At 31.8% G+C, this 12,929-nt stretch carries 17 protein-coding genes; 1 reads left to right on the top strand and 16 read right to left on the bottom strand.

Annotation, left to right across the window (positions count from 1 at the left end):
• Window positions 1-60 precede the first annotated feature (60 nt).
• Entirely contained in the window at window positions 61-987 is a 927-nt protein-coding gene (locus tag G7082_RS07110) for a helix-turn-helix transcriptional regulator (RefSeq protein ID WP_166034424.1), read from the top strand.
• Window positions 988-1,048: 61 nt separating this feature from the next.
• On the opposite strand, the gene G7082_RS07105 is transcribed toward G7082_RS07110, so the two are convergent.
• The 16 genes from G7082_RS07105 to G7082_RS07035 all read right to left on the bottom strand — a co-directional run bounded on the left by G7082_RS07105 (window position 1,049) and on the right by G7082_RS07035 (window position 12,896).
• Window positions 1,049-2,098, bottom strand: a complete 1,050-nt coding sequence (locus G7082_RS07105) for an LPXTG cell wall anchor domain-containing protein (protein ID WP_166034423.1) — start codon at window positions 2,096-2,098, stop codon at window positions 1,049-1,051.
• Between the two features lie 125 nt (window positions 2,099-2,223).
• Window positions 2,224-2,496: a hypothetical protein gene (locus G7082_RS15010; protein WP_238842700.1), complete on the bottom strand. Its 273-nt coding sequence runs from the start codon at window positions 2,494-2,496 to the stop codon at window positions 2,224-2,226.
• 2 nt (window positions 2,497-2,498) lie between these two features.
• Window positions 2,499-3,122: a Gfo/Idh/MocA family protein gene (locus tag G7082_RS07100; protein WP_238842699.1), complete on the bottom strand. Its 624-nt coding sequence runs from the start codon at window positions 3,120-3,122 to the stop codon at window positions 2,499-2,501.
• Between the two features lie 66 nt (window positions 3,123-3,188).
• On the bottom strand, window positions 3,189-3,926 hold the full coding sequence (locus G7082_RS07095; RefSeq protein ID WP_166034422.1) for an ABC transporter permease: 738 nt from the start codon (window positions 3,924-3,926) through the stop codon (window positions 3,189-3,191).
• Window positions 3,927-4,823, bottom strand: coding sequence for an ABC transporter ATP-binding protein (locus G7082_RS07090; RefSeq protein WP_166034421.1), 897 nt, complete (start codon window positions 4,821-4,823; stop codon window positions 3,927-3,929). It abuts the gene before it with no gap.
• Window positions 4,824-4,828: 5 nt separating this feature from the next.
• The gene (locus G7082_RS07085; protein ID WP_166034420.1) at window positions 4,829-5,281 is read right to left on the bottom strand and encodes a DUF3021 domain-containing protein; all 453 of its coding nucleotides are present in this window, start codon (window positions 5,279-5,281) and stop codon (window positions 4,829-4,831) included.
• Window positions 5,278-5,718, bottom strand: coding sequence for a LytTR family DNA-binding domain-containing protein (locus tag G7082_RS07080; protein ID WP_166034419.1), 441 nt, complete (start codon window positions 5,716-5,718; stop codon window positions 5,278-5,280). The genes G7082_RS07085 and G7082_RS07080 overlap by 4 nt, the downstream gene beginning before the upstream one ends.
• A gap of 307 nt (window positions 5,719-6,025) precedes the next feature.
• Entirely contained in the window at window positions 6,026-7,948 is a 1,923-nt protein-coding gene (locus G7082_RS07075; protein WP_166034418.1) for a histidine kinase dimerization/phospho-acceptor domain-containing protein, read from the bottom strand.
• A complete protein-coding gene (locus G7082_RS07070; protein WP_166034417.1) occupies window positions 7,933-8,121 on the bottom strand; it encodes a hypothetical protein in 189 nt (62 codons plus the stop codon). The genes G7082_RS07075 and G7082_RS07070 overlap by 16 nt, the downstream gene beginning before the upstream one ends.
• A 46-nt stretch (window positions 8,122-8,167) precedes the next feature.
• Complete coding sequence (locus G7082_RS07065; protein WP_166034416.1) at window positions 8,168-8,872, bottom strand: response regulator transcription factor; 705 nt, start codon at window positions 8,870-8,872, stop codon at window positions 8,168-8,170.
• A gap of 210 nt (window positions 8,873-9,082) precedes the next feature.
• Window positions 9,083-9,688 carry a hypothetical protein gene (locus tag G7082_RS07060; RefSeq protein ID WP_166034415.1) on the bottom strand — a complete coding sequence of 202 codons (606 nt, stop codon included), beginning with the start codon at window positions 9,686-9,688 and terminating at the stop codon, window positions 9,083-9,085.
• The gene (locus G7082_RS07055; protein ID WP_166034414.1) at window positions 9,681-10,307 is read right to left on the bottom strand and encodes an ATP-binding cassette domain-containing protein; all 627 of its coding nucleotides are present in this window, start codon (window positions 10,305-10,307) and stop codon (window positions 9,681-9,683) included. Before G7082_RS07055 ends, G7082_RS07060 begins: the two co-directional genes overlap by 8 nt.
• Window positions 10,300-11,064 carry a hypothetical protein gene (locus G7082_RS07050; protein WP_166034413.1) on the bottom strand — a complete coding sequence of 255 codons (765 nt, stop codon included), beginning with the start codon at window positions 11,062-11,064 and terminating at the stop codon, window positions 10,300-10,302. The genes G7082_RS07055 and G7082_RS07050 overlap by 8 nt, the downstream gene beginning before the upstream one ends.
• A complete protein-coding gene (locus tag G7082_RS07045) occupies window positions 11,051-11,875 on the bottom strand; it encodes a hypothetical protein (protein ID WP_166034412.1) in 825 nt (274 codons plus the stop codon). Before G7082_RS07045 ends, G7082_RS07050 begins: the two co-directional genes overlap by 14 nt.
• A 144-nt stretch (window positions 11,876-12,019) precedes the next feature.
• Window positions 12,020-12,412 carry a hypothetical protein gene (locus tag G7082_RS07040; protein ID WP_166034411.1) on the bottom strand — a complete coding sequence of 131 codons (393 nt, stop codon included), beginning with the start codon at window positions 12,410-12,412 and terminating at the stop codon, window positions 12,020-12,022.
• A gap of 148 nt (window positions 12,413-12,560) precedes the next feature.
• Entirely contained in the window at window positions 12,561-12,896 is a 336-nt protein-coding gene (locus G7082_RS07035) for a hypothetical protein (RefSeq protein ID WP_166034410.1), read from the bottom strand.
• Between the last annotated feature and the right edge of the window lie 33 nt (window positions 12,897-12,929).

The raw sequence follows: 12,929 nt of genomic DNA, 5'->3' as shown, positions 1-12,929 counted from the left end.
GTGATACTTTGATTGTAATCACCATCAGTGACAAAACCTGTCACCGTTAGGAGAATAAATATGAAGAAAAATGAACGACTTATCGCAGAACTCTTTTTTATTAATCAAAAGAAACAATTCAACCTCAATGACTTAGCTACAGAATTTGATATTTCTAAACGAACAGCATTGCGAGATATCGAGGCTTTAGAAGAAATCGGCGCCCCGATTACCGTTGATAAGGGTAGATACGGTGGTTACCAAGTTCTTAAAAATAGCAGCCTACCTCCTGTCTATTTTAATCAAAATGAATGGTATTCCTTGTTTTTAGCCTTACAATTATTTAAGCATCTTAATGATAATCCTTTTGACCAATCATACACAGATTTAAAAAATAAATTACTGTCCATTGTTCCTTCCACCCACAATTCTTCGACTCATCGTTTAGATCAGCTCGTTGTATTTGAACAATTCCAAACACCTGAGCCTTGTTTTGTACTAAGTGATTTATTTCAAGTCATTGTTGAGCAGAAAGTCATTACTTTTAACTACACTAGATACACACAAGAAACCCGGATTTCACAACCTTTACAGCTTATTTTGAACTACGGAGAATGGTACTTACTGACTTGGGATATGGATAAAAAAGATTTCCGAAAATTCCGTTGTGATTCAATTGAGAACATCACTTTATCTAATCTTCCTTGCTTAGATGAGTCAACTGGGGATTTACTAGAAAAATATCATCAACAAACCAAATCAATTCCTTTTAAATGTTTAATCAAAGAAGATTCTGTCTCACTTTTTAAAAATCGTCAGTATCCACAAGTAAAACTCCTCACTGAAAAGAACCAAACTTTTTTAGTCGGAACCTTTGACAAAGAGGAGCTCACTTTTCTAATGAACTATTTACTGACTTTTGGGAATGCTATCACTATTTTATCACCAGACTTTTTAATAACAGAGTTTTCAGAATTTTTAAACCAGATACAAAGGAAATATCAATAGCATGGTGAAAAAAGCCACCTACAGAAAAGTACAATCTGTAGGTGACTTTTAGATTTTTTTATTAGTTATTTTTTTTGATTAAGACTGCACTTCCTAAAATAGCAATTACACCACCGACAACACTTAAGCCAATTGTTGCGTTTTCTCCTGTTTGAGGAAGAGCACCTGTTTTCTTAGTTGGTTTTGTTTCATCTTTTTTAGTAACAGCTGTTCCTTCGTCTTTTTTGCCTTCTTCTTTTGTGTTTTTATTAGCACGAGTGAAGACCGCATCTCCAGAAACTAAAGTATCATCTTTTTCGTTATAATCAAACATGATTGGTTGTGGGTTGAAATTACCTGGTTTTCCGTAACGGTTAATATAATCATCCACATCCCACATTAATGAATAATTAATACCTTTGATACCATAAGCATCAATTTTATACTCTAATACGCCATTTACATTTAAACTACGAGCTCCTATTGTCCACTCGATTTTTTGACCTTCAACTGTTGCAACCCATTTATCTTGTAAGAATCCTGGTAAATCTTGGTTTTTAACGTATTTGTCATAGTCTTCTTCGTTAGTATCTCTGTCGTTTCTTGTGTACACTAATCCGCCACTTGTTGTGATGATATCTTTATTAGCGTCATAACTAAAAATAAATGGTTGTGGGTTACCTAGAGCTTCTTTTCCATATTTTTCAGCAAAAGCATCCACATCCCAAGCAACTGTATAGAAACCATCTTTTAGGTTATAAGATACTACATTATATTCTGTTCCTTTACCATCAACATACATATTTCCTGAGATTGTTAAATCTAATTTTTGTCCTTCATTGTATGCCACCCACTTACCATGTAATTCTTTTGGTAATGTCATCGCAGCTGGCTTTGTTTCTTCCTTTTTAGTTTCTTCTTTTTTAGTCTCATCTTTTTTAACTTCTTCTTTTTTCACAGAGGATTCTGTTGTTTTTGGTTCTTCTTTAGTTTCAGAGGATGTTTCTTTCAATTCTTCCTTTTTAACTTCTTCAACAGTTGCTTTTGTTCCTTGTTCTTCTGCTCCATATACCAACAATGGGGCACTCCCTAGAATAACCAACCCACATACCAACATTAACTTATTTTTCATTTTCTCTTCCTCCTGTTTTTTATTTCGTTCATTTCTTTATATTACGATTATATTACAAAAAGATTACAAAAACAATCAAAACAAAAAGATTGAAGAAAAATCCTTCAATCTTAAACATTTCTTAATTAATTTAATATTTCAAAGCAAACCTCATGACTACGCAACACATTCTTTTGACGCAAATCACTCCTACCTTCTCCAGCCATTCTTTCTAAGAAAACTTTCAACATTGGTTCGAATCCTCTTGTAACTAATGTTTTCTCCCAATCAGAGACTAATTTTTCAGTTATCTCAGTCCCTTTTTGATGAGTTGTTTTAGCTAAATTAGATACTGTCACAATCCCCTCATCACTTGTTACACGATACAATTCAGTGTTAGCGCCACTCTTCATATCCATTGTCACAATCGCTGTGGTTTGGTTTGGTTTGCTTGGAGTGTTAATGTAACGTAGTCTAGTGTATCTGTTTCTTCAATATGCGAAGAAATAATCTTTATATTTGAACTATCTAGCAAATAAACGGCTGTATCAACGAGATGTAAAAACAGATCGTACACAGCAAATTTAGAGTCGTATTCAGAAAATACTCGATTTTTTTCTAAGTAGATCACCCGTTTGTTTGAGAGTCCTTTTAAAACATCTACATTTGGCGCAAAACGGCGATTGAATCCGGTCATTAATGTGACGTTCTTTTCTTCTGCGAGCTCAATTAACTCTTTTGTTTCTTCATACTCTTCACTAAGAGGTTTATCCATCAAAACATGAATGCCTGAATTTAAACATTTCTTCGCTACTTCGTAATGAGCAACGGTTGCTGAGTGGATCATGCACGCTTCAATTCCCAAATCTAGTAAATCATCTAGAGTCTCTACAAAATTGGTAAAACCATAATTATTTTTCAACCTATTTTTTGTTTCTTCATTTTTACTTGCAAAATAATACGTATGTAACTGTCTATTTTCTGATAAAGTTGGTAGATAGGCTTTTTGAAAAATATTGCCTAAACCGATAATCCCGATTTTCATTTTGAGTGAGTCTCCCTTACGCTTTTATAGCTAAAGTATAACCCAAAAAGAAAAGGAAGTAATCTCTTACTCCCTCACATCCTTCTTCATCTTCTTATTAATCACCACAGCTAGTAAAATAAAGCCAACACTATAACCAATTAAAATCAAAATTGAATTCACTGGTACTTTTCCATCATTAATATACCCCACAGCGAGTTCTCTAAATTGATACGTTGGCATCGCTTTTGAGTACGGTTGAATCCACTCTGGAAATTGACTCGTTGGCATCCACAAACCACCTAAAGCTGCCATTCCTAAATAAAGAATATTTGAAAAAACAGAGGCTGTTTTGATTTCTTTAAATAAACTCATGATGACGCCGATTCCTAAGAAAAGAATGCCACCTAACAATAATACCAACCCTGAAACACCCCACTGTTTAGCTGTCATCTCAACACCTTTAAAATAACCACCCACTAAAAAGACAGACGCAATTGCCACAATATACATCACAATCATCTTAATCATTTTGACAAAATAAATTTCAAAAGTACTTAAATTAACGTGTTTCAACCGCATACTCCACCCATTTTTTCGATCTTGAATAATATCAAAAGGAAAAGTGAATAAAGAAAAGCTACATAAACTAAAGGCTGTCATAGAAATTAAATACTCTCTATAAAAAGTACTCTGATATTCTTCAGGTACTTGAATTAAAGAGGTAAAAACAAAATACATAAAGATTGGCATACCAATACTCATAATAAACGTCGTCTTATCCCGCATCATTCGTTTGGCTTCGATTTTCATTAAAGCGTTCATTTAGATTTCCTCCTCTTCTGATAATTCATTGGCAAAAATAGTATTAAGTAAGGATGTATTGGTTACTTCGATATTTTCAAAAGACAGACCTATTCGTAACAGACTTTGAATGACTTCATTTGAAAGATTATTCTTAAATTCCCAGATGATAATATCTGATTTCTCTGAAACAGTGATTTTAAAACTGTCCGCTACTTCGTTTAGTTCTTTTTCAAAAAGAGTATACGTTTCTTTTTCAATCGCTACTCTTTTTCGTTTGTTCAATGTTCGCAAATGATAGGGCGTATTGTCCGCCCTAATGACACCATCATCTAACAAAACAACTCGATCCGCACAATAATCGACTTCTTCCACATAATGAGTGGTAAATAAAATCGTAGTTCCCCGCTCTTTCAATTCCTCCATTACCTGCCAAAAATGATTACGTGTTGACGTATCCATTCCCGCTGTTGGCTCGTCCACAATCAAAAATTTAGGTCGGTTGATAATTGCTAAACACATATCAAACAAACGCTGTTCACCACCTGAACAAGTATGAATTAGTTGTTTGTATTTACTTTCTTCAAATTTTAGAATGTGATCAATTTCCTCTTTATTTAACGCATTACTAGAAAAACTAGCCACAAAACCCAGCATCTCTTGAATCGTCACATCATCAGGAAAACGCGTTTTTTGAGATAGAAATCCAACTTCTTCTTTTTTATCGTATAATTCAATTTCTCCTTCATTTGGATAAAACAATCCCAAAATCAGACTAATTAACGTACTTTTCCCCGCACCATTTTTACCTAAAAGCGCCACACACTCCCCTTGATTTATTTCTAAGGAAATATTTTTTAAGACTTCTTTTTCTTTAAATTTTTTAGTTACATTGTTTAACGTTATCACTTGTGTCATTTGACTCACTCCTTTTTATTTAACTTTTCATTGATTTTATCTAAGCTTAACTTCACTCGCATCATAGAAATAAAGGCAATCGTTGCATAAATAATAATAAAAATAATCGTAAATTCTAGCCAATCTCTTAAGGTATATGAAAACCAATTAAGCATTAAATTTAATGAAAGTAGCCCGATATATGTACTGATAAAATGAATACTCATTTGTTTCAAAATTGACCAGTTATCCTTTTCGTAAATTAAACTGGCGAGAGAAAACATCATCCCAATCACACTCCAAAGAATAATACTCCATCCCAAAGCTTCTAATTCTGTATCAAATTGTGCCATAAAGGTTGGCGTTCCTGGGTAATACTTTCCTAACCCAACTCGCCATGAAATCACAAAAGAAATCATCAGCCCGATAAACGTTCCTGAAAAAACACCAAATGATAAATGATGAATGACCTTTCTCATAGCCCTAACCTCCTTTTGAATTCTTTCATGTACCTTCTAGACGTGTGACTACAAGTACCATTTTTAAAATTAACTTTAATCGTTCCTGTTAAGGACAACTCTAGATTTTTTATATAATCTGGATTAATCATTTCACTGTTCGATATTCTGATTAACTGACTGTATCTCTCTTCTAATTTATAAAGAACCTCTTTAATAATGACCGTCTCATCTTCCAACTCACAATAGGTTTTCTTTTCCTGTGAATAAAAGCGAATAATCTTCTCCTCTTGAATGGGAACAATCCGCTCACCAATATAGCCAAATAAAGCAGATACTTGTTTATTACCCTCAGAACAAATATCAATAATCGCTTGAATCTGCTCAGTCATCTGACTGGCATAAATTTCGACCAACGCTTCATCGTAACTTGAATCAATCTTAAAAGTCACCTTCATCCCCTCAACTCCTAACTTATCTTTATTTTAGACTTTTCAGGGATATTTGTCATAAAAAAATGATAATCGGTACTTTTTTAAAGATAAGTGGGTAATCAGAGTGATGAAAAAGGCGCTTTACTCCAAGCAACTGGAAGGAACGAAAAATAATTCGCGCTCTTTGAATTAATTTTCGTTCCTGAAGTTGTCGCGGGAGTTGCCTTTTGAATCCGGACTACACAACGTGATGAAAAAGGCAGTTAATCTCAAGTAGTTGGATAAAACGAAAAAAAGACTACGGCATCAACCGTAATCTCTAAAATAATCTTTATAGTGGTAATCGTATAACAATCTTAAACATATCCCCATCCACATCAATCGCCATTTGTCCATTATGTAAAACCACAATCGAATTGACAATCGCAAGTCCCAATCCAGAACCTTCTGTGTGACGAGAGCTGTCACCACGTTTAAATTTCTCAACTAAATCTTTCGCATTTTCATTTAATTCATACTCTGAAATATTCTTTAACTCAATACGAGCTTGCTTATGTTGTTCCTCAATTTTTAAATAAACCCGTGTATTTGGCATCGCATATTTAAGCACATTGACAAGTAAATTATCAAAAACGCGCCACATTCTTTCCCCATCAATAGTTGCGTAAAGATCTTTTTCTGGCTTATTAAAAACCATTTTCAAATCATGTTCTTTGAGTTCTTCACTGTATTCAGAAACAGATTGTTGTAATAACTGGCTTAAATTGACCTCAGACTTTTCCAAAATAATCTCGCCGTTATTCATCTTCGTCACCTCAAACAAATCATCAATTAAATGTTTCATTCGTTTGGCTTTTTGATTAATAATCTCAACGTATTTCTTTTGATCTTCAGTCGTTGTTTTCGGTTGATTAAGAAGCTCGCCGTACGTAATAATTGAGGTTAATGGCGTTCTTAAGTCATGACTCACATTCGTTAACAGTTCCGTTTTCAGTTGTTCACTTTGACGACTGTCTTTTTTAGATGATTGAATCATCTCATCTATTTGTTCTAATTGATGGGATAACTCCGCTAGACTTAATTCAGCATTTACTTTTTGTTCTTGGCTCAATAAAATTTCGGCTGGTTTTTTTATTAGTTTCATCAGTACTTTTGAATATTTCCATAAAAACCAGGCTTCTGTTGCTAAAAATAGTAAATTTAATATTAAGTAAATAGGATTAAGATAATTAAAACTTGTCATTATTAACAAAACAACAAAAGCATTTACTCCCAATAAACATAAAACTAAGAGTAATTTAATCGCCATTGGACTTTTCACAAAAATATTGCCAACAGTGTTTAAGACTTGATAAATCAAGCTACTTTTGACTAACTCTTTTCCTGTTTGCGTTTTATGCTTAGGTAATAATTGCCACCATATTAATTTTAAACTCATAAAGCTCAATGTCATTAAACCGATACTAAGTACTATTGGAACAGCGTACATCTGTAAATTTTCTAATCCCCCATAATTATAAGGATGAATTGCCTCTGTAATCATTGCTGAAAAGAACCCACTTACTAAAAAGATCAATAATTTCAAATCAATGGGAATTCTTTGACCTTTAGCAAATAAACTACCTGAGATAATATCTGATTGGAGGTAAAAGAATAAGGTTATCACACCTATAATCATTAAGAGAAAACCTACCCAAATCAGTTTACTAAAGCGTTCTTTATCACGTATTCCTTGTTGAATTCTTTTATCATAAACAGAGTCTTTTTTTATCACACTATAGCCTTCAAAATCTCGGCCTTCATTTAAAAATAATCCTAGTGAATTAGAATCTGCATCTCCAAACGACTGAATAGAACCACGGGCTTTATCTACCATTACTTTATTGCCTTTGTCTTCAGATAAGCCATCTAATATTTCTTGCTTAGTAGAATATTTATTTAGACCTAAGACATTCGTTAAAACAACATCCCCTGTCTCATCTTTATAAAAATAGCGATAATTCTTATTAACATCTTCCACCTGAAACTTAATCCGTTCAGCTATTTTTTTCTTGTTTTTTTCCACATAATCCTTTTCTTCTTTAATTATTTTATCTTTGACAACATTATCATCGGTAAAGTTTTCGATAATTGCCTGAATTTTTTTATCTTTTTCTTTTTTTAATTCCTCTACTCTTTTATTGTCCTTACTTGCTTTTGCTTCATCAATTTTAGTTTGATATTGATTTTGAATATCTGTTAGCTGGGTTCCCATTCCCCATATCTTGTTCGATACATCTCTATTTGTTCTTTCGTAATATCTTCTTTATCAGTTGCCAAATCATTTTTCAGAAAATATTCGGTGTAAATGGCATCTCTCATTACATATTCATCATAATTTCTGTCACCTTCTGTAAACATCTGACGATTATAAGAAACTGTTGTCAATAACCATCCACCTAAACAGAGAATAACCGAAGCTATCAGCAGTAAACTATTTTTCCATTTTGTAGCCAATGCCCCACACCACCTTTAAATATTTTGGTTTTTTCGAATCTGATTCAATCTTTTCACGAATCTTCCTAATATGAACGGATACCGTATTATCAGAATTAAAGCTTGGTTCATTCCACACAGATTCATAAATATTATCCGTTGAAAAAACGCGTCCTGGATGAGACATTAACAGTTTAACAATTTCAAACTCGGTTTTAGTTAAACGAATTTCACGCTCATTAACGTAAATCATTTTCGTGCTTAAATCTAATCTCAGATCACTTAAGACAATCTCATCTCCAGTAAGCTCTTTTTCAAATTCACCTAAAGTAAAGTAGCGTCTTAACATAGATTTCACCCGTGCTAAAAGTTCCATTGGACTAAATGGTTTCGTTAAATAATCATCTGCTCCCACTTGAAGACCCTTAATTTTATCTAAATCCTCATTTTTTGCACTTAACATTAAAATTGGCACGTTGTTATCTTGTCTGATTTTATACGTTGTCATAATTCCATCTAAATTCGGCATCATAATATCTAAAATAATTAAGTGAATCACATTCTTACCCAGAACATCTAAAGCATGTTGCCCATCAGTTGCTTCTAACACTTGATAGCCTTCTTGTTCTAAATAAATTCTAATACCTTCTCGAATTTCCTTATCATCATCAACCACTAAAATAACCGTTTCATTTTGATTCATCTCTTCACCCCACACTTTAATTACACTCTTACTATAGATTATAGTTCTTAATACTCTCCTAGTAAAATTCTTAAAAAATTATGAAGAAATACAGAGTGAATAAAAAATCGCTTTGCTCCGAGTAACTGGAAGAAATAAAAAATAATCGGCGCTTTTTTCGATTAATTTTTATTTTTGAAGCTGCCGCAGGAGTTGCCTTTTGAATCCAAACTAAAAATTAAGATTCAATAAAAAACCATCTATATCTTTTTGTTCTGAATATAAAAGTGTTACTCCATTCCCAAGCTCAATTGAAAAATTCTCTTTTTTCTTATCTATTTTAGTAATTAATTCGAGTGGTTTATCCGTGATTTTAGCGTCCATTAACATATTACTCATCGTAGCAAAAGCAAAGTCGCTATTGGTTATATCTTGATTAAATTTTTTGTTTTTATTCTTAACCTCAATATCATAGGCTATTGGTAATTTTTCATTTTCAATAGTTGTAATTCTTTCGACCACCATTCCTTCCCCGTAAGTTAATTGATACTCTTCATAATTATCTATGTCAGTATTCTTTATTAATTCTTTTTTTATTTCTAGTTTCTCTAATTTTTTTTGTAAACTAATATATTCATCCACATTAACACTTAGTTTTTCCGGGTGTTTTAATCCTTCTGTTTCTTCATCTATAATATCTTGACTCACTCGATTTTCCTTTAAATTACTAGAATCTTCTTTTTTAACTGTTTCACTAGCTTGTCTTATTTTTTCTTTTACTCCACAACTTGTTAACAGTAACAAAGGTAAAAGTAACACCATTGCTTTCTTATACATTAACAACACTCCTATTTTCTATTTTAAAAATATAATCATTTAATTTTTCAATATCTCGGTCATCGTGACTAGTTAATAAAATCATTTTCTTCCTTGCTTTTAGATCTAAAATAATCTCATGAACATCTTGAACTCCTTTTTCATCCAATCCGTTAAATGGTTCATCTAAAATATAAATAGTCGGATCTTCCATAATAGCTTGGGCAATTCTTAAGCGTTGTTTCATTCCCAAACTGTAATTCTTAAATTTTTTCTTATTTGCCTCCTCTAATCCAACTTTCTCTAAACAACTGTTAATCTCTTCATCTGAAATTTTTTTAGTTATTCCTGCCAAGCATTTTAAATTATCAAATCCTGATAAACTAGCAATAAACATAGGTGATTCAATAATGACACCAACATCCTTCAATGGATTTTTAGGATTTATTTCAACACCATCTATAGAAATCATTCCCGATTCAATTTTTAACAAACCACTAATCGCTTTAAATAACACCGATTTTCCTGAACCATTTCTTCCAACAAATCCATAACATCTACCATTCTCTAAATTTAAGTTAACATCTTTTAATATAGGTTCATTTTTTATACTAATATTTACTTTCTCTAATTTAATCATTGTACACCTCCTGTACCCAATTTTTTTTCATTAAGATTCCTAAAATTAAAAGTAAGCTAAATCCCCAAAACAACAAACTATCTAGAAAATAGTGTGTTGGATCAAACAAAATAAAGTTGATGCTACTCACTGTCTTGTCTAAAATATTTAATAGCGTTATCCCGACACTAACACCTGCAACAGACAAAATAGCTTTATTATTTAAGTAACCTAAAAAGATAATCAAAGTACATGTGAAACACAAAAAAAAATACATCACACAATACAACATCAAGATAAAAGAAAAATCGCCTTCTGAACTATTAAAGCTACTGATTGGAGTAATAATTTGAGATACCGCGACATTAAATTTCATCAAAAAAAACAAAAAGATTGCATATGCTAAGATTAACTTTATCGATTTTTTTAGAAAAAAAAGATAGTATTGTTTCTTACTGATTGCCTTATTTTTTATCAATGAATGAAATGATAACGGAATTTTTATGAAATAAACTGACAGAAAAACGCCTGTTAATTGAAAAACTAAAGGTGTAAATAATAAAATTGGATCGTACATATTGAAATAGGTTTTCTTACTGCCAATTTCAAAAGACATTGGATAGCCTAAAAAGAGATGCAGTATATCCCAGCTGTTTATTTGATCTTTTTGATTAACAACATAATCCCTAAAAAAATTATCTGGCACATTTTTAGTTAAAAGATATAGTACGACAAATACACTGATAGTTAGAAGATAGCTTTTTTTACTTGTATTCATCATTTTCACCCACTCGCATCAAATGAACTGCTAAACCTATTACAAAACCAATTAAAGGAATTACTGTATATTTCCAGATCTCAAATACGTTACTATAATAGCCCAAAAAAGGAACAGACAAATCACCATATTCAAAATTCAGACTATTACTTCCATATAGTAAAATAAAGGAAAATACAGTAGGGAAAATAGCAAATAAAAATAAATTATTTTTTAAATATACTGTGGAAACACAAAAGAATAACGTATAAGAAAAAATAATCGGTATATCATTCAATATGACCGTCGTTAAAAAATAATAAACAGGGTAACCCTCAAATAGATTACTAGGTACCATAAAATTAAATAGGTAGCTCGTTGATTCTAATGAAATATCTGTTGTGAGTGGCGTTATCAGATAAAAAATAATATAGATTAAACAATGTCCTAATGTAAAAATCAACGACATAGTTAGCGAATAAAGTAACATTGTTCTGACTAATTCTTTTCCATATGAATCAAAACGATTTTTTCCAAAAATAAAATAAGTTTGTAAATCTTCTTTAAAATTTAGCAATCCTATAGTAATACATATCGGAAATAACACTGGTAGTAAGTAACACTCACTGTTTATTCTACTCCACTGTAAGACAGACACAATAGCATGACTTCTTAAACTAAAGTTCTTCTCTACATTGTAATCTTCTGGTCCTGTTATAATGCTCCAAAGTGGTAGAATCACATTTATCACATAACTTGCATAAACAACAAGCACTACTAACAACATAACTAATAACCACTTAGAATTAAAAATTACTCTTTGTCGGTACATATGGCGCCTCCTTTTCAATAAAAATAACTTTTCACCTCTGTAACTATAAAAACTCTTTCCACAAATTAAGAAAGAGACTGACGTTTTGGTCACTCTCTATTCTAAATTTATTTTCAAGATTCTATTTTAATAATTTTTTAGATATTAATATGAGTCAGGTGACCATGAACCTGTTACTGAAAAATTATCCTGTCCCCATTTTTTATTAGACAATTTCAAATTATAACGTCCGCCCGGTGCTGAATTATCTGAAAATGATTTTCTAGTATTTGTCCAACACGTTGTACTACCTACCCACTTACCCCCAGTTGAATAATTATCAACATCCACTCTTTTTCCACCACTCGTTTGTTGCAAATTAATTACTGTATTAGAAGAAGTATATTTTTTAGCTGCCGGTGTATAGCTCCCGTTCGATGTTACTCTAAAATTTTTAATTTCAATTACATCTCTAGCTAACGCTGTATTAGCTACACCTCCCATAATACCTAATGACAACAATGACACAATAATAAATTTTTGTTTCTCCATTTTCATCAAACCTTCCTTTATTTTTTTGTACACCCTTAGATTACAATAACAACCAAAGTTATATATAATCTATTTCTGATATATTTCTTAAAAAATTATGAACTTCTATACAAAAAAAGAATGAAACCTTTTTCTTAAGTTTCATTCCATCTCTTTACATTCCCTCAAACACCTCAACCACATATTTTTTCTCTTCTTTCTTCAAAGAAAAATACTCTAAATAAGTATCTGTTTTCTTCTCATAAAGAGCAGGTGTAATTTTGTAAATGTTTTGATTGTCATCTAGTTCTAATTCGTTATCTTTGGTAAAAAAGTAATCTGTTTCTTCCACATTACAGGTTAAGTTTTTCAAATAAAACCCTTTGTTAAATAGAAATGAGCGAACTGCCTTATCTGGTGTAGTACACGTTTTATTTTTTAACGCCATTCCTGCCCAACCTAAAACCACCAAATAGTCTAACGCGGCAAACCCTAATAAAATTTTCTGCATGTTTTATCCCCCTAATTTAAACTCTTTCTTTTA

Source organism: Vagococcus hydrophili, from assembly GCF_011304195.1.
Taxonomy (GTDB): domain Bacteria; phylum Bacillota; class Bacilli; order Lactobacillales; family Vagococcaceae; genus Vagococcus; species Vagococcus hydrophili.
The sequence above is the reverse complement of the archived record's forward strand: the minus strand, read 5'-3'. Positions and strand labels throughout refer to the sequence as shown.

Coding starts and splice junctions, on each gene's coding strand:
- G7082_RS07040 (WP_166034411.1), bottom strand. CDS start 12,412: ATGAAAATGGAGAAACAAAAATTTATTATTGTGTCATTGTTGTCATTA.
- G7082_RS07065 (WP_166034416.1), bottom strand. CDS start 8,872: ATGAATCAAAATGAAACGGTTATTTTAGTGGTTGATGATGATAAGGAA.
- G7082_RS07050 (WP_166034413.1), bottom strand. CDS start 11,064: ATGAATACAAGTAAAAAAAGCTATCTTCTAACTATCAGTGTATTTGTC.
- G7082_RS07085 (WP_166034420.1), bottom strand. CDS start 5,281: ATGAGAAAGGTCATTCATCATTTATCATTTGGTGTTTTTTCAGGAACG.
- G7082_RS07075 (WP_166034418.1), bottom strand. CDS start 7,948: ATGGGAACCCAGCTAACAGATATTCAAAATCAATATCAAACTAAAATT.
- G7082_RS07105 (WP_166034423.1), bottom strand. CDS start 2,098: ATGAAAAATAAGTTAATGTTGGTATGTGGGTTGGTTATTCTAGGGAGT.
- G7082_RS07110 (WP_166034424.1), top strand. CDS start 61: ATGAAGAAAAATGAACGACTTATCGCAGAACTCTTTTTTATTAATCAA.
- G7082_RS07060 (WP_166034415.1), bottom strand. CDS start 9,688: ATGTATAAGAAAGCAATGGTGTTACTTTTACCTTTGTTACTGTTAACA.
- G7082_RS07100 (WP_238842699.1), bottom strand. CDS start 3,122: ATGAAAATCGGGATTATCGGTTTAGGCAATATTTTTCAAAAAGCCTAT.
- G7082_RS07055 (WP_166034414.1), bottom strand. CDS start 10,307: ATGATTAAATTAGAGAAAGTAAATATTAGTATAAAAAATGAACCTATA.
- G7082_RS07080 (WP_166034419.1), bottom strand. CDS start 5,718: ATGAAGGTGACTTTTAAGATTGATTCAAGTTACGATGAAGCGTTGGTC.
- G7082_RS07090 (WP_166034421.1), bottom strand. CDS start 4,823: ATGACACAAGTGATAACGTTAAACAATGTAACTAAAAAATTTAAAGAA.
- G7082_RS07045 (WP_166034412.1), bottom strand. CDS start 11,875: ATGTACCGACAAAGAGTAATTTTTAATTCTAAGTGGTTATTAGTTATG.
- G7082_RS15010 (WP_238842700.1), bottom strand. CDS start 2,496: ATGGATATGAAGAGTGGCGCTAACACTGAATTGTATCGTGTAACAAGT.
- G7082_RS07095 (WP_166034422.1), bottom strand. CDS start 3,926: ATGAACGCTTTAATGAAAATCGAAGCCAAACGAATGATGCGGGATAAG.
- G7082_RS07035 (WP_166034410.1), bottom strand. CDS start 12,896: ATGCAGAAAATTTTATTAGGGTTTGCCGCGTTAGACTATTTGGTGGTT.